The 14,260-nt window shown below is 68.1% G+C and carries 17 protein-coding genes; 13 read left to right on the forward strand and 4 right to left on the reverse strand.

The features are described 5' to 3' along the window. The first annotated feature begins 67 nt into the window (after window positions 1-67). Window positions 68-715 carry an envelope integrity protein Cei gene (gene cei, locus AC5Y3P_RS17960; protein WP_500047280.1) on the forward strand — a complete coding sequence of 216 codons (648 nt, stop codon included), beginning with the start codon at window positions 68-70 and terminating at the stop codon, window positions 713-715. Between the two features lie 16 nt (window positions 716-731). On the opposite strand, the gene AC5Y3P_RS17965 is transcribed toward cei, so the two are convergent. Beyond that, window positions 732-1,583, reverse strand: coding sequence for an inositol monophosphatase family protein (locus AC5Y3P_RS17965; protein ID WP_500047281.1), 852 nt, complete (start codon window positions 1,581-1,583; stop codon window positions 732-734). 80 nt (window positions 1,584-1,663) lie between these two features. Here AC5Y3P_RS17965 and ppgK point away from each other — a divergent pair, with 80 nt between their 5' ends. The 4 genes from ppgK to AC5Y3P_RS17985 all read left to right on the forward strand — a co-directional run bounded on the left by ppgK (window position 1,664) and on the right by AC5Y3P_RS17985 (window position 5,651). Further along, window positions 1,664-2,497, forward strand: a complete 834-nt coding sequence (gene ppgK, locus AC5Y3P_RS17970) for a polyphosphate--glucose phosphotransferase (RefSeq protein ID WP_500047282.1) — start codon at window positions 1,664-1,666, stop codon at window positions 2,495-2,497. A 144-nt stretch (window positions 2,498-2,641) separates the two neighbouring features. Continuing rightward, entirely contained in the window at window positions 2,642-4,171 is a 1,530-nt protein-coding gene (locus tag AC5Y3P_RS17975; RefSeq protein WP_500047283.1) for an RNA polymerase sigma factor, read from the forward strand. Window positions 4,172-4,178: 7 nt separating this feature from the next. After that, window positions 4,179-5,273 (forward strand): methyltransferase, encoded by a 1,095-nt coding sequence (locus AC5Y3P_RS17980; RefSeq protein ID WP_500047284.1) that lies wholly within the window; start codon window positions 4,179-4,181, stop codon window positions 5,271-5,273. Between the two features lie 6 nt (window positions 5,274-5,279). Further along, complete coding sequence (locus AC5Y3P_RS17985; protein ID WP_500047285.1) at window positions 5,280-5,651, forward strand: RidA family protein; 372 nt, start codon at window positions 5,280-5,282, stop codon at window positions 5,649-5,651. On the opposite strand, the gene AC5Y3P_RS17990 is transcribed toward AC5Y3P_RS17985, so the two are convergent. Continuing rightward, window positions 5,610-5,999, reverse strand: a complete 390-nt coding sequence (locus AC5Y3P_RS17990) for a DUF952 domain-containing protein (protein ID WP_500047286.1) — start codon at window positions 5,997-5,999, stop codon at window positions 5,610-5,612. The two genes, AC5Y3P_RS17985 and AC5Y3P_RS17990, sit on opposite strands and share 42 nt — an antisense overlap. A gap of 142 nt (window positions 6,000-6,141) precedes the next feature. Here AC5Y3P_RS17990 and AC5Y3P_RS17995 point away from each other — a divergent pair, with 142 nt between their 5' ends. Both AC5Y3P_RS17995 and AC5Y3P_RS18000 read left to right on the forward strand, forming a co-directional pair. Beyond that, a complete protein-coding gene (locus AC5Y3P_RS17995; protein ID WP_500047287.1) occupies window positions 6,142-6,330 on the forward strand; it encodes a DUF7455 domain-containing protein in 189 nt (62 codons plus the stop codon). Window positions 6,331-6,383: 53 nt separating this feature from the next. Continuing rightward, the gene (locus AC5Y3P_RS18000; RefSeq protein ID WP_500047288.1) at window positions 6,384-7,469 is read left to right on the forward strand and encodes a YihY/virulence factor BrkB family protein; all 1,086 of its coding nucleotides are present in this window, start codon (window positions 6,384-6,386) and stop codon (window positions 7,467-7,469) included. Here AC5Y3P_RS18000 and AC5Y3P_RS18005 read toward each other — a convergent pair. Next, on the reverse strand, window positions 7,459-7,695 hold the full coding sequence (locus AC5Y3P_RS18005) for a DUF3039 domain-containing protein (protein ID WP_500047289.1): 237 nt from the start codon (window positions 7,693-7,695) through the stop codon (window positions 7,459-7,461). The two genes, AC5Y3P_RS18000 and AC5Y3P_RS18005, sit on opposite strands and share 11 nt — an antisense overlap. A 144-nt stretch (window positions 7,696-7,839) precedes the next feature. On the opposite strand from AC5Y3P_RS18005, the gene AC5Y3P_RS18010 reads away from it, so the two are divergent. The 3 genes from AC5Y3P_RS18010 (at window position 7,840) to AC5Y3P_RS18020 (ending at window position 10,176) form a co-directional block, all read left to right on the forward strand. Further along, entirely contained in the window at window positions 7,840-8,235 is a 396-nt protein-coding gene (locus AC5Y3P_RS18010) for a DUF3099 domain-containing protein (protein WP_500047290.1), read from the forward strand. A gap of 148 nt (window positions 8,236-8,383) precedes the next feature. Further along, complete coding sequence (gene sigB / locus AC5Y3P_RS18015) at window positions 8,384-9,340, forward strand: sigma-70 family RNA polymerase sigma factor SigB (protein ID WP_500047291.1); 957 nt, start codon at window positions 8,384-8,386, stop codon at window positions 9,338-9,340. A gap of 140 nt (window positions 9,341-9,480) precedes the next feature. Further along, window positions 9,481-10,176, forward strand: a complete 696-nt coding sequence (locus AC5Y3P_RS18020; RefSeq protein WP_500047292.1) for an iron-dependent transcriptional repressor DtxR — start codon at window positions 9,481-9,483, stop codon at window positions 10,174-10,176. Here the strand turns inward: AC5Y3P_RS18020 and AC5Y3P_RS18025 are convergent. Beyond that, a complete protein-coding gene (locus tag AC5Y3P_RS18025; RefSeq protein WP_500047293.1) occupies window positions 10,173-11,225 on the reverse strand; it encodes a DUF4192 domain-containing protein in 1,053 nt (350 codons plus the stop codon). The two genes, AC5Y3P_RS18020 and AC5Y3P_RS18025, sit on opposite strands and share 4 nt — an antisense overlap. A 243-nt stretch (window positions 11,226-11,468) precedes the next feature. Here AC5Y3P_RS18025 and AC5Y3P_RS18030 point away from each other — a divergent pair, with 243 nt between their 5' ends. The 3 genes from AC5Y3P_RS18030 to AC5Y3P_RS18040 are packed head-to-tail and all read left to right on the forward strand — an operon-like array spanning window position 11,469 to window position 14,246. After that, entirely contained in the window at window positions 11,469-12,449 is a 981-nt protein-coding gene (locus AC5Y3P_RS18030) for a proteasome assembly chaperone family protein (RefSeq protein WP_500047294.1), read from the forward strand. A 44-nt stretch (window positions 12,450-12,493) separates the two neighbouring features. Beyond that, window positions 12,494-13,510 (forward strand): alpha/beta fold hydrolase, encoded by a 1,017-nt coding sequence (locus tag AC5Y3P_RS18035; protein WP_500047295.1) that lies wholly within the window; start codon window positions 12,494-12,496, stop codon window positions 13,508-13,510. A 40-nt stretch (window positions 13,511-13,550) separates the two neighbouring features. After that, on the forward strand, window positions 13,551-14,246 hold the full coding sequence (locus AC5Y3P_RS18040; RefSeq protein ID WP_500047296.1) for a PhzF family phenazine biosynthesis protein: 696 nt from the start codon (window positions 13,551-13,553) through the stop codon (window positions 14,244-14,246). Window positions 14,247-14,260 lie beyond the last annotated feature (14 nt).

The raw sequence follows: 14,260 nt of genomic DNA on the forward strand, positions 1-14,260 counted from the left end.
TACCCAATTCTGCCGCAGGCCGAACACCCGCGAACCCGGTTCCCGCAGCTGCCTCTAGAGTGCAGGCGTGGTCTCGCAAATCACCGAGGGCACCGCGTTCGACCGGCGCGGACTGCCATTCCGGCGCCGCAACGTCATTCCCGGCGTCATCGCCGCAGCGGTGCTCGGGTTGATCACGGTCGTGGTGTGGTCGGTGGCGCTGACCCGCCCGGCCGACGTGCACGAGGCCCTGGTCTGCAACCCGCCCCCGCCCGGGGCCGACGGCGTCGTACCCGATCTGGGACAACAGGTGACGCGCAGCGAGATGATCGCCGTCGAGCCGGCCCGGCTGGCAGAGACGAAGATCACCGTGAACAACGCCAGCGGGCAACCCGGGCAGGCCGCCGACGTGGCCGGCGCGCTGCGCGACCTCGGTTTCGCCCAACCGCAGGCCGTCAACGATCCGATCTACGGCAGCACCAAGCTGACCTGCCAGGGCCAGATCCGGTTCGGCCCGTCCGGGCGCGCCGCGGCCGCAGCGTTGTGGCTGGTAGCGCCGTGCACCGAACTGTTCGAGGACCAGCGCCCCGACGACATGGTCGAACTGGCCATCGGCACCGAATTCACCACGCTGACCCACAGCGACGACATCGACGCCGTACTGGCCGGGTTGCGTCCCGACGCCACCGAACCCGCAGACTCGGCGCTGCTGACCAAGATCCACCAAACCTGCTGAGGATCCGCCGAACCTGCTAGCCGGGCAGCACCGTGAGCCCACCGGTGCGGTCCAGGGCCTCCATCAGCGCGTCGAACACGCCGGGCCCGGCCGCGATCATCGGCGCGCCGGCCACACCCGGATCCGGCAACTGCACGCGGGCGCCGGCTTCGGTCGCGATCAGGGCGGCAGCCGCCCAGTCCCAGATCTGCAGCCCGTGTTCGTAGTAGGCATCCAGCCGGCCGGCCGCGATTCCGCACAGGTCCAGCGCCGCCGAGCCGATCCGGCGCACGTCGCGCACCTGCGGCAGCAGCTGCGCGACCAGCTGCGCCTGCTGCTCGCGGCGACGCTGCGAATAGGCAAAACCGGTGCCCAACAACGACATCGACAACTCGGTGACCGAACTGGCGCGCAGCTGCCGGCGGTCTGCACCGTCTTGCAGATGGGCACCCAGACCCCGTCCGGCCGAATACACCGAACCGGCCACCACGTCGGCCACCGCGCCCGCGACCGACCTGCCGTCCACCTGCGCGGCCACCGACACCGCGTAGGCCGGGATGCCGTAGACGAAGTTCACCGTCCCGTCGATCGGGTCCAGCACCCAGGTCACCGCACCCGGCGCCGCGGGCTGCGCCGGACCGCCGCCCTCCTCCCCCAGCACCAGCTCGCCCGGACGCAGCCGGGCGAGCTGATCACGCAGCAGCGCCTCGGTTTCGGTGTCGACCACGGTGACCGGATCGGTCGGGGTGGATTTGGCGCGCACGGAGTGCGGTCCGACCGGCACGGCATCGACACCGAACACCTCGGCCCGACGGGTCACGACGAAGGACGCGGCCTGCGCGGCAAGCTGTTCGGCCACCAGTCGCAGCTCTGCGATGCGGTTGCTCACCTCCCCATCGCAACACAATCTGGCCGGCCGCCCACTATCGTGGGCAACCGCGCCGACCGTCCGCCCGCCCAGGAGCCGCCATGACCGCCAGTGACAGCGCCCCACCGCCGAATCACTCGTTCGGCATCGACGTCGGCGGCAGCGGCGTCAAGGGCGGGATCGTCGACCTCGACACCGGCCAACTCGTCGGGGAGCGGTTCAAACTCCCCACGCCGCAACCCGCCACGCCGGAGGCGGTGGCCAAGACCGTCGCCGACGTCGTCGCGCACTTCGACTGGCAAGGCCCGCTCGGGGTGACCTACCCCGGCGTCATCACCCAGGGTGTGGTGCGCACCGCGGCCAACGTCGACGAGGCGTGGCTGGGCAGCAACGTCGCCGCCACCTACAGCGCCGCACTGGGCGGCCGGCCGGTGACCGTGCTCAACGACGCGGATGCGGCCGGCCTGGCCGAGGAGCGGTTCGGCGCCGGCCGCGACAACAGCGGCGTGATCGTGTTGTTGACCTTCGGCACCGGGATCGGTTCGGCGGTGATCCACGACGGGGTCTTGCTGCCCAACACCGAATTCGGCCACATCGAGGTGGACGGCAAGGAGGCCGAGCACCGGGCCGCGTCGTCGGTCAAGGAACGCAAGGGCTGGAGTTACGCGCGCTGGACCAAAGAGGTCTCCAAGGTGCTGGTGGCCATCGAGAACGCGATCTGGCCGGACCTGATCATCGCCGGCGGCGGTATCAGCCGGAAGGCCGACAAATGGGTCCCGCTGCTGACCAACCGCACCCCGGTGGTGGCGGCCGCGCTGCAGAACACGGCCGGAATCGTCGGGGCCGCGATGGCCGCGCACGGCGACGGAACTCCCGAGGGCGGCCAGGGGTCGCCCGGTGCGTCCGCGATTTTGGCCGCTCGACGCGGTGCATAGCGCGGCTGTCGTTACAATGGTCGAGGCGGCCGCCAACGAATAGCGGCGAAGCTCCCACCGAGACCGACGCCGACATTCCAGATGCCGACGCTTTCGATGTCGCCTGCCCGCGCATCGGAAGACAGCAAGACCGAAAGGGTGTACGTGGCAGCGACCAAGGCCAGCCCGGCAACCGAGGACTCCCCCAAGCGCACCACCGCCAAGACTGCGGCCGCCACCAAGCGCGCCGCCGGCAAGGCCTCGCCCGCCAAGCGGGCCACCAAGGCCACCAAAGCCGCCCCCCGGACCGCCAAGAGCGCCGACGGCAGCGCCAAGCCGGCCGCGAAGGCCGCACCGCGTAAGAAGGCCGCCACCACCCGCAAGGGCAAGGACACCGTCGAGGTCGACGAAGCCTTGACCACCGAGACCGAACTCGACGACGAGCTGGAGGTCGAGCCCGGCGACGACCTCGTCGAAGAAGGCGATCTGGCCATCGACGACGACCTCGAGGACATCGAGGCCGACGACGACACCGACGAAGCGGACGCCGAGGACGAGGACGAGGACGACGACGACGCGGACGAAGCGCCCGCCGACGCCGCGGCCAAGGACGCCAAGACCGCCAAGGCCCCCACCAAGGCCGGCAAGTCCACCAAGGCCGACGACGACGAGATCGCCGAGCCCAGCGAAAAGGACAAGGCTTCCGGCGACTTCGTCTGGGACGAAGAGGAATCCGAGGCGCTGCGCCAGGCCCGCAAGGATGCCGAGCTCACCGCGTCGGCCGACTCGGTGCGCGCCTACCTCAAGCAGATCGGCAAGGTGGCGCTGCTCAACGCCGAGGAAGAGGTCGAGCTGGCCAAGCGCATCGAGGCCGGCCTGTTCGCCACCCAGCTGATGGCGGAGAAGGCGGCCAAGGGCGAGAAATTCACGCCCACCGAGCGCCGGGACATGACCTGGATCTGCCGCGACGGCGATCGCGCCAAGAACCACCTGCTGGAGGCCAACCTGCGTCTGGTGGTGTCGCTGGCCAAGCGCTACACCGGCCGTGGCATGGCGTTCCTGGACCTGATCCAGGAGGGCAACCTGGGTCTGATCCGCGCCGTGGAGAAGTTCGACTACACCAAGGGTTACAAGTTCTCCACCTACGCCACCTGGTGGATCCGCCAGGCCATCACCCGCGCCATGGCCGACCAGGCCCGCACCATCCGCATCCCGGTGCACATGGTCGAGGTGATCAACAAGCTGGGTCGGATCCAGCGCGAGCTGCTGCAGGACCTGGGCCGCGAGCCCACGCCCGAAGAGCTGGCCAAGGAAATGGACATCACGCCGGAGAAGGTGCTGGAGATCCAGCAGTACGCGCGCGAACCCATTTCGCTGGACCAGACCATCGGCGACGAGGGCGACAGCCAGCTCGGTGACTTCATCGAGGACTCCGAGGCCGTGGTCGCCGTCGACGCGGTGTCCTTCACGCTGCTGCAGGATCAGCTGCAGTCGGTATTGGAGACGCTCTCCGAGCGGGAGGCCGGCGTGGTGCGGCTGCGGTTCGGTCTGACCGACGGCCAGCCCCGCACGCTCGATGAGATCGGCCAGGTCTACGGCGTCACCCGGGAACGCATCCGCCAGATCGAGTCGAAGACCATGAGCAAGCTGCGGCACCCCAGCCGCTCTCAGGTCCTGCGCGACTACCTCGACTAGACCGCACGTGCCCAACCGCCGCGCCGCGGGGCCTCCTGCCCCGGTACTGCGCGCTGTCACAGCGATTCGAGGTGCCCTGGCGCGGCTGCACGCCGCGACGGCCCCGGCCAACGTCGCGACGCTGGAGCTGGCCATGGGTTCCTGGCTCACCCAGGCGCTCTACGTCACGGTGCGACTCGGCATCGCCGACGAACTCGCGCGGGGCCCGCTGGCCGCCGACCAGGTGGCGACCCGAGTGCGGACCGACCCCGACGCCACCTACCGGCTACTGCGTTTGCTGGCCAGCCGCTCGGTGCTCAAGCTGCGCCGGGACGGGCGCTTCGCGCTGACCCGAATGGGCCAGACCCTGCGGCACGACCACCCCGACAGCATCGCCGCGATGGTCACCCTGGTGGGCTGCCCGCAGCACTGGGAACACTGGGGTTCCGCGCTGCATGCGGTCCAGACCGGTCAGCCGGCGGTGCAGGCCGTGCGCGGCATGGCGGTCTGGGACTACTTCGGCAAAGATCCGGACTTCGCCGCAATCTTCAATGACGCGATGACCGCCCAGTCCCGGGTGGCGATCCAAACCGCGGTTCCGGCATACGATTTCACCGATCGCTCGCTGATCGTCGACGTCGGTGGCGGGCACGGCGCACTGCTGGCCGCGGTGCTGACCCAGGCTCGCGACGCCCGGGGCGTGCTGTTCGATCAACCCGCGGTCATCGCTGACGCCGGCGCCCCGTTGCGCGCCGCCGGCGTCGCGGAGCGCGCCAGCCTGCAGGGCGGTTCGTTCTTCGAATCCGTGCCGGCCGGCGGTGACGCGTATCTGCTCAAGACCGTCATCCACGACTGGCACGACGACGAGTCGGTCGCGATCCTGCGCACCGTGCGTGCCGCGATCGCCCCGCACGGCAAACTGCTGCTGTTCGAGTTGGTACTGCCCGACGGCGCGCCGAACCACCTGGGCATGCTGGTCGACCTGGAGATGTTGGTCAGCGCCGGCGGCCAGGAACGCACCGCCGCCCAGTACGCAGACCTGTTGTCCCGGTCTGGTTTTCGGTGCACCCGAGTGATCCCCACCGCGGGACCGATGTCCATTATCGAAGCCGTACCGGACTGATCGCCGGTGACCAACGAACCCTTGCGGGTGCGCAGCGGATCGCCGTTCGAGGACGCCGTCGGCTACTGCCGCGCGGTGCGTACCGGACCGTTCGTCGCGGTAGCCGGCACCACCGGGGTCGGCGCGGATCTGGGCGCACAGACCCGCGACGTGTTGCGCCGCATCGAGGACGCCCTGCACCAAGTGGGCGCCACCCTGGCCGACGTGGTGCGCACCCGGATGTTCGTCACCGACATCTCGGCCTGGCCCGAGGTGGCGGCCGTCCACCGGGAGGTGTTCGGTGACATCCGCCCGGTCGCGACGATGGTCGAGGTCAGTGCGCTGATCTCGGCCGAGTTATTGATCGAGATCGAGGTGGACGCCTACCTGCAGCAGTGATCCGGGCCCGAACCGGCCGTCCGGGCCGGGCCGATACGGCGTGACATTGCTCACCGCCGCGATCGGCAGCGGGCCGTACAAATGCGGGAAGAGCATCCCGTCCGGATCGGACGGAACCCCGGATTCCCACCGCACCGGCGCATCCAGCCGCTGCGGATTCAGGTACAGCAGTACCAGATCATCGCGTCCGGCGTAGAGCCGATTCGCCGGCAGGTGCACCTGCTCAGGGCTGGAAAGATGGATGAACCCCACCTCGGCCAGCGACGTCGGCCGGTAGTGCTCGAGCGAGGAAGCCGCAGCCCACTCCCCGGCGCTGCAGAGGTGGACCAGTGGTCGATTCTCGGGCATCGACCAAGCTTGCCGCACCGCAGATTCTGCTTGCAGGTGAAACGCGACACACTGCGGTGCGGTTGGGGAACAACGCCGGAACGCGAAACGTCTGACAGAGTAGTAGCGACGAAGCAGTACGACCCGAAGGAACGGAGGCGCTATGACCGCAACTCTGACCAGTCCGGAACTCACCCGGGCTGATCGCTGTGATCGCTGCGGCGCCGCTGCCCGGGTGCGGGCCAAGCTACCGTCGGGAGCCGAGCTGCTGTTCTGCCAGCATCACGCCAATGAGCATGAGGCCAAGCTGGTCGAGTTGGCCGCCGTGCTGGAGGTCAGTCCGGCTGATTAGTAGTCGATGCCGATTGGCGCGCAGGCGTTGACGTCAGGGATGCTGGTCTGGTCATGACCGACCAGCCAGCTCCCAAAGCGCAGCCGTCGCGTCACCACGTTCGGCGCTTGTTGACCCGCACGCTGGCCAAGGCGTGGGACGACTCGATCTTCTCCGAATCCGCGCAGGCGGCGTTTTGGTCCGTGCTGTCCCTGCCCCCGTTGTTGCTGGGTCTGCTCGGCAGTCTGTCCTATGTGGCACCGCTGTTCGGCCCGGACACCCTGCCGACCATCCAAGACCGGCTGATCACGATGGCCAACAGCTTCTTCTCGAAGAACGTGGTCATCGAGATCATCGAACCGACGATCCGCGACATCGTGGCGGGCGCGCGCGGTGACGTCGTCTCGTTGGGTTTCGTGATCTCGCTGTGGGCCGGATCCTCGGCGATCTCGGCATTCGTCGACTCGATCGTCGAGGCACACGGCCAGACGCCGCTGCGGCATCCGGTGCGGCAACGCTTCTATGCGCTCGGCCTCTACGTCATCGGTTTGGTGATCGTGATCGCGCTCGCGCCGTTCTTGGCGTTGGGGCCGCGCAAGATCGGCGAGTACATCCCGGAGAGTTGGTCGGATCTGCTGCACTACGGCTACTACCCGTTGCTGGCCGTCGCGCTGATCATCGCCGTCACCCTGCTGTATCGGGTATCGCTGCCCAAACCGCTGCCCACGCACCGGTTGGTGTACGGCGCGGTGCTGGCCGCCGCGGTGTTCCTGGTCGCCACCGTGGGGCTGCGGGTCTACCTGAGCTACATCACCCGCACCGGCTACACCTACGGGGCGCTCGCCACCCCGATCGCGTTCCTGCTGTTCGCCTTCTTCCTGGGCTTTGCGGTGATGATCGGCGCCGAACTCAACAATGCGATCGAAGAAGAGTGGCCGGCCGGGGATACCCACGCCAACCGGGTGCGGGCCTGGGTGGCCGAGCGGTCCGGCAACGGCAAAAGCGGGAACGGCAGGAATGGCATTCCACCCGCCGGCGCAGCAGTCACCAACAACACGGACGTCCGCGTGGAAGCTGCCGTCGTCGGCGTGGACTCGGCGCCGACCGAACCTGCGGCGACCGGGGCCGAGGACGCCGGCCCGGCCCAACCTACTTGTTGAGCTGCTCGTAGATGCGCTTGCAGTCCGCGCACACCGGCGAGCCCGGCTTAGGCGACTTGGTGACCGGGAAGACCTCGCCGCACAGCGCGACCACGTGGGTACCCAGCACCGCGCTCTCGGCGATCTTGTCCTTCTTGACGTAGTGGAAGAACTTAGGAGTGTCGTCGTCGGTTCCGTCGTCGACGCGTTCCTCGGAGTCGGTGCGCTCGATCGTCTGCGTCTGCATACCTGCCATTCTGCCGCACCCGGGCCCGGTCGCGGCAAGGTGGCCACCAGCGATCTGGGCGTGCGCGCCGAAGGGAAGTGTGACCTGAGCCAGCTGGCGAAATCCGGCGTGGGACCGCGGGCCATCTTGTGACAGAGTGGAGGGATGAAGCACAGCCAGGAGCTGGGTTTCGACGACGAAGGTCGGCCGGTACTCATCACGCGCGCAGCGATCCCCTACGAGGAGGAGCATCGCGCTCGGGTCCGCAAGTACCTCATCATCATGGCGTTCCGAATCCCCGCGCTGCTGCTGGCCGCGCTGGCCTACGGGGCCTGGCACAACGGCTGGATCTCGCTGCTGATCATCGCGGCTTCGATTCCGCTGCCCTGGATTGCGGTGTTGATCGCCAACGACCGGCCGCCGCGCCGGGCCGAGGAACCGCGCCGCTACGACGACGCCAACCGGCGCGCGCCGCTGTTCCCGCGCGCTGCGCAGCCCACCTTGCCGGCCGCCCACCCGGAGCACCCGTCCGACGGCGACGACGGCGATCGGGTGCGCTGAGCGCGCACTTTCTGCTTTCTCAGGGCATTCTCAGGTCATCCCGGCATTTCCGCACGTCAAACGGTGTGAAAACTCCGATTCGTGGGAACTCTTTGGGTCGATCGGGCGTTGGAACCAGTGACGTTCGAGCCACTTAGAGGAGGCCGATATGGCAACTGCCGCAACCCGGGTCGACAGGGATCTGGACGCCCAGAGTCCAGCCGCAGACTTGGTGCGTGTGTACCTGAACGGCATCGGTAAGACCGCATTGCTCAATGCCGCCGACGAGGTGGAACTCGCCAAGCGCATCGAGGCCGGACTGTACGCAAAGCACCTGCTGGAGACCCGGAAGCGTCTCGGCGAGAACCGCAAGCGTGATTTGGCGGTCATCGTCCGCGACGGTGAGGCGGCACGTCGCCATCTGCTGGAGGCCAACCTGCGCCTGGTGGTCTCCCTGGCCAAGCGCTACACCGGCCGCGGGATGCCGCTGCTGGATCTGATCCAGGAAGGCAACCTGGGCTTGATCCGCGCCATGGAGAAGTTCGACTATGCCAAGGGCTTCAAGTTCTCCACGTACGCCACCTGGTGGATTCGCCAGGCCATCACCCGCGGCATGGCCGACCAGAGCCGCACCATCCGACTGCCGGTGCACCTGGTCGAACAGGTCAACAAGCTGGCCCGGATCAAGCGTGAGATGCATCAGACCCTGGGCCGCGAGGCCTCCGACGACGAGCTCGCCGAGGAGTCCGGCATCCCGGTCGAGAAGATCAACGACCTGCTCGAGCACAGTCGCGACCCGGTGAGTCTGGACATGCCGGTCGGCACCGACGAAGAAGCGCCGCTGGGTGACTTCATCGAGGATGCCGAAGCGATGTCGGCCGAGAATGCGGTGATCGCCGAACTGCTGCACACCGACATCCGGCACGTGTTGGCGACGCTCGACGAGCGCGAACAGCAGGTCATCCGGCTGCGTTTCGGCCTCGACGACGGCCAGCCCCGCACGCTGGATCAGATCGGCAAGCTGTTCGGTCTGTCCCGCGAGCGCGTGCGCCAGATCGAGCGGGAAGTGATGAGCAAGTTGCGCCATGGCGAGCGGGCCGATCGGCTGCGCTCCTACGCCAGCTGAACCGGTCCCAGACCCCCAACTGACAGTGTGCCCGCCACCCCTTCGGCGGGCACACTGCTGTCTGCGCCGCCGCGCCGACGAGGAGGCCTCCCGGAGACAAATCACCAAGTAGACTGACCGGCAACGGAGGGTTTGCGGAAATGAACGACTTGGTCGACACCACAGAGATGTACCTGCGGACAATCTACGACCTCGAGGAAGAGGGCGTGATTCCGCTGCGGGCCCGGATCGCCGAGCGGCTGGAGCAGAGCGGACCCACGGTGAGTCAGACAGTGTCCCGGATGGAACGCGACGGGCTGCTGCACGTGGCCGGCGATCGGCATCTCCAGCTCACCCCGAAGGGCCGGGAGTTGGCCGTTTCGGTGATGCGCAAGCACCGGCTGGCCGAACGTCTGCTGGTCGATGTCATCGGACTGCCGTGGGAAGACGTGCACGCCGAGGCCTGCCGCTGGGAGCACGTGATGAGCGAGGACGTCGAGCGGCGACTGGTCGCAGTGCTGGACAACCCCACGGTGTCGCCGTTCGGAAACCCGATCCCGGGCCTCTCGCAGCTGGGACTACCCCCGGAGCAGGGCAACGGCGAGGGTGCCAACCTGGTACGGCTCACCGAGTTGCCGGCCGGTTCCCCGGTCGCGGTGGTGGTGCGGCAGCTGACCGAACATGTGCAGGGCGACACCATGCTGATCTCGCGACTCAAGGACGCCGGTGTGGTGCCCAACGCCCGGGTCACGGTGCTGACCAACCCGGTCGGCGGGGTGACCATCTGCATTCCCGGCCACGAGAACGTCGACCTGCCGCACGAAATGGCACACGCGGTCAAGGTGGAGAAGGTCTAGCTGACCCTGCGGGCCCGCCGCGGCGGCAGTTCCACCCCGAGCCGACGCGCCAGCTGGTAGCCGGTCAACGCCAATTCCCGGATGCGTTCTGGACGCAACCCGGACTGCAGCGCAGTGTCGAGCATCCCGGCCATCCGGTGCGTCGGGTCGATACGCAGCGCGGTCTCCAGCGCGATGCCCGCGAGCGGACCGTCGCCGCGGGCATAGCTGCTGAACGCCAGCAGCACCAACGGCTCGACCCGCCACCGCTGCGGCAGGGTGCGGGCCATCATCGCCCACAGCGCTTCGGCCGCCCCCGCGGTCTCCCCGACCGCGAGCGAATAGAGCACGTCGCGCACCGTGAGATCGGTCAACGAGTAGGCCACCGCGGCAAGCTCGGCATCGTCGAGGCCTTCACCGGTCGCCAACCGGCCCGCCGCGCCGATCGCGTCCTGGACCGCGGCGCGCCGGTAGCCGTCCGGGTCCTTCTGCCGGTCCGTCCCGTCCGGCGCACCCAACCGCTCGATCGCCTCGGCCAGCGACGCGGACCGGTCGGGGTCATCAGCGGCGATCACTGCCTCGATGTCGGCGCGCCGCTCGTAGAGGCGCCGTCCGTCGAGCACCGCGGCCATCGCGAGCGGCGACGAGCTCGGATCGGCCACCTCTCCCCCGGCGCCACACCCGTCGGCGCACTCCCAGTGGCCGCCGGCTCCGATGTGGTCGACGACGTGCGCGGCGACCAATGTGATGCCGTACTCGTCCAGGATGTCTTCCAGGACGGTGTAGGTGCGGGCGTGCTGGTCCTGACACAGCGTGCAGTGCTCAGCCTCGGCGTCGACGATGATCGCGATGGCGGCCTCGGCCCGGCCGGCCGCGGCCACCTCGGCCAGTTCGGGCAGCCGAAACTCGAGGTTGTCATCGAGGTCGATGCGCAGCACCGCGCCCATCACACCGCGTTCCAGTGCGACCAGCACCAGGGATTTCTCCGGGACGAAGCCCAACACGGCCGGGACCGCGGCGATCAGTTCGCCGGGTCGGTTCAGGTGGAAATCGGGTTCATGAGATGTCATGGCCCGACGGTCGCAATCAGCCCCGTCAGGACCGGTACCAGATCCCCCGCCCACCGGGCCGACTGTGCACGCAGCAGGAACTGTGGATAATTCTCTCCGACGACGGACCAGGAATTCACCGGTGCGCGAACATCGCGGCGCAACGGAAACACCAGCCGACGGCGACACGTTGGCACATTCGCGAGACACTAGAGGTACGGCGGTCGTTCACCGAACGTCACGCCGTGCGGAGGAGGCGAGATCATGCCCGATGAAAACCGGCCTGACGGCGTCGACCAACCCGAGCAGAGCGGCATGTACGAACTGGAGTTCCCGGCGCCGCAGCTGTCCACGGCCGACGGCCGCGGCCCCGTGCTGGTGCACGCCATGGAGGGCTTCTCCGATGCCGGGCACGCCATTCGGTTGGCAGTCGCACACCTCAAGGAGCAGTTGGAGACCGAGCTGGTCGCCTCGTTCGCCATCGACGAGCTGCTTGACTACCGCTCCCGGCGACCGCTGATGACGTTCAAGTCCGACCACTTCACCGACTACCAGGACCCGGAACTGTCGCTGTATGCGTTGCACGACAGCATCGGCACGCCGTTCCTGCTGTTGGCCGGCCTGGAGCCGGACCTCAAGTGGGAGCGGTTCATCACCGCGGTGCGGTTGCTGGCCGAGCGGCTCGGTGTGCGCCAGACCATCGGGTTGGGCAGCGTGCCGATGGCGGTCCCGCACACCCGGCCCATCACGATGACCCCGCACTCGAACAATCCCGAGCTGCTCACCGAGCACCCGCTGTGGATCGGCGAGCTGCAGGTGCCGGCCAGCGTGTCGAATCTGCTGGAGTTCCGGCTGGCCCAGCACGGCCAGGAAGTGGTCGGTTACACCGTGCACGTGCCGCATTACCTGGCCCAGACCGACTATCCGGCGGCGGCCGCCGCGCTGCTGGAGCAGGTCGCAGAGACCGCGTCGCTGCAACTTCCGATGGCTGCGCTCAACGAAGCCGCCGCCGAGATCCACACCCGGATCAACGAGCAAGTGGAAGGCAGCGACGAGGTCGCTCAAGTAGTCGCGGCCCTGGAGCGTCAGTACGATGCATTCGTTGCTGCCCAGGAAAACCGGTCACTGCTGGCCCGGGACGACGAACTGCCCAGCGGTGAAGAACTCGGCGCTGAGTTCGAGCGGTTCCTGGCCCAACAGGCCGGCGACCCGTCCAAGGATCCATACCGCGACGACGACGCCTAGACCGACGGCTACGCCCGCACGGGCCCGAGCACGGAGTTGGCGAGATGAGCGTGCGAAACCTGCATCCGATCCGTGAGCTGACCCCGGTGCTCGAGCATCGCACCATCCACGGGTACCGGCGGGCCTACCGGATCGCGGGCTCCGGCCCGGCGCTGTTGCTGATCCACGGCATCGGGGACAACTCCACCACCTGGCACACCGTGCAGACCCAGCTGGCGCGCCGCTTCACGGTGATCGCGCCGGATCTGCTCGGCCATGGCCAGTCCGACAAACCGCGCGCGGACTACTCGGTGGCGGCCTACGCCAACGGCATGCGCGACCTGCTCTCGGTGCTCGACATCGACCGGGTCACCGTGGTCGGGCATTCCCTCGGTGGTGGAGTGGCGATGCAGTTCGCCTACCAGTTCCCGCAATTGGTCGACCGGTTGATCTTGGTCGGCGCCGGCGGGGTCACCAAGGACGTCAACATCGCGTTGCGCGCGGCGTCCTTGCCACTGGGCGGGGAGGCCTTGGCGCTACTGAGGCTGCCGTTGGTACTGCCGACCATGGCCGCGGTCGGCAAGGTCGCCGGCAGCGTGTTCGGATCCACCGGCCTGGGCCGTGACCTTCCCGATGTGCTCCGGATCCTGCGCGATCTCCCCGAACCCACCGCGTCGTCGGCGTTCACCCGCACCTTGCGGGCGGTGGTGGACTGGCGCGGTCAGGTGGTCACCATGCTGGATCGATGTTATTTGACCGAATCCGTTCCCGTTCAGTTGATCTGGGGCGAACAAGACGCAGTGATCCCGGTCAGCCACGCCCACTTGGCGCATTCGGCGATGCCGGGGTCCCAGCTCGAGGTCTTCCGGCGCTCCGGACATTTTCCGTTCCGCGACGATCCAGACCGCTTCGTCGAGGTCGTGCAGCGGTTCATCGACACCACCGCCCCGGCGGTCCACGACCAGGAGTTGTTGCGCCGGTTGCTGCGGGCCGGGGCCAGCGCATCTGCGATCACCGGGTCGCCCGACACCCGGGTCGCGGTGCTCGACGCGATGGACGCCGACGAGCGCAGCGCGACCTGACCCTCGCATTCCCGACAACCGGTTGGCTAGAGTCGCAACCATGGCCATCACCGTCACCGTGTTGCGGGTGTTCACCGATCCGGACGGCAAGTTCGGCAATCCGTTGGGCGTCGTCGACGCGGCCGCTGTGGCACCGACTGAGCGTCAAGCGTTGGCCACGGAATTGGGTTATGCCGAAACCATATTCGTCGAGCAGCCGAGCGACGGCGCGTCCTCCACGCAGGCGCAGATCTACACTCCGGTAACCGAACTACCGTTCGCCGGCCATCCGACGGTGGGGGCCGCCTGGTGGTTGCGCGCCAACGGCACTCCGGTACACACCTTGCAGCTGCCGGCCGGGATCGTGACGGTCGGCTATGACGTGGGCGCAGAACGTGACCTGACCGCGGTCACCGCCCGCGCCGAGTGGGGACCGGAGTTCGACGTTGTCGATCTGGCCTCGCCCGAGGACGTGTTGGCCGCCGACCCGGCCGACTACTCCGACGACATCGAGCACTATCTGTGGGCTTGGATCGACAAGCCCGCGGGGCACATCCGAGCCAGGATGTTCGCGGCCAACCTCGGCATCCCCGAGGATGAGGCCACCGGATCGGCCGCGGTCCGCATGACCGAATATCTCAGCCGCGACTTGGTGATCACGCAGGGCAAGGGCTCGCCGATCGAAACGCAATGGAGCGCCGACGGCTGGGTCCGAGTGGCCGGCCGAGTGATCAGCGACGGCGTCAGCGCGGTCTGAGCCGCACGGCCAGC

The sequence above is a fragment of the Mycobacterium sp. NGS45 genome (genome assembly GCF_059812645.1).

Excerpts from the sequence above, each read along its gene's own strand:
- ppgK (WP_500047282.1), top strand. The coding sequence starts at position 1,664 with ATGACCGCCAGTGACAGCGCCCCACCGCCGAATCACTCGTTCGGCATC.
- AC5Y3P_RS17990 (WP_500047286.1), bottom strand. The coding sequence starts at position 5,999 with ATGCCCGAGAATCGACCACTGGTCCACCTCTGCAGCGCCGGGGAGTGG.
- AC5Y3P_RS17995 (WP_500047287.1), top strand. The coding sequence starts at position 6,142 with ATGACCGCAACTCTGACCAGTCCGGAACTCACCCGGGCTGATCGCTGT.
- AC5Y3P_RS18000 (WP_500047288.1), top strand. The coding sequence starts at position 6,384 with ATGACCGACCAGCCAGCTCCCAAAGCGCAGCCGTCGCGTCACCACGTT.
- AC5Y3P_RS18005 (WP_500047289.1), bottom strand. The coding sequence starts at position 7,695 with ATGCAGACGCAGACGATCGAGCGCACCGACTCCGAGGAACGCGTCGAC.
- AC5Y3P_RS18010 (WP_500047290.1), top strand. The coding sequence starts at position 7,840 with ATGAAGCACAGCCAGGAGCTGGGTTTCGACGACGAAGGTCGGCCGGTA.
- sigB (WP_500047291.1), top strand. The coding sequence starts at position 8,384 with ATGGCAACTGCCGCAACCCGGGTCGACAGGGATCTGGACGCCCAGAGT.
- AC5Y3P_RS18020 (WP_500047292.1), top strand. The coding sequence starts at position 9,481 with ATGAACGACTTGGTCGACACCACAGAGATGTACCTGCGGACAATCTAC.
- AC5Y3P_RS18025 (WP_500047293.1), bottom strand. The coding sequence starts at position 11,225 with ATGACATCTCATGAACCCGATTTCCACCTGAACCGACCCGGCGAACTG.
- AC5Y3P_RS18030 (WP_500047294.1), top strand. The coding sequence starts at position 11,469 with ATGCCCGATGAAAACCGGCCTGACGGCGTCGACCAACCCGAGCAGAGC.
- AC5Y3P_RS18035 (WP_500047295.1), top strand. The coding sequence starts at position 12,494 with ATGAGCGTGCGAAACCTGCATCCGATCCGTGAGCTGACCCCGGTGCTC.
- AC5Y3P_RS18040 (WP_500047296.1), top strand. The coding sequence starts at position 13,551 with ATGGCCATCACCGTCACCGTGTTGCGGGTGTTCACCGATCCGGACGGC.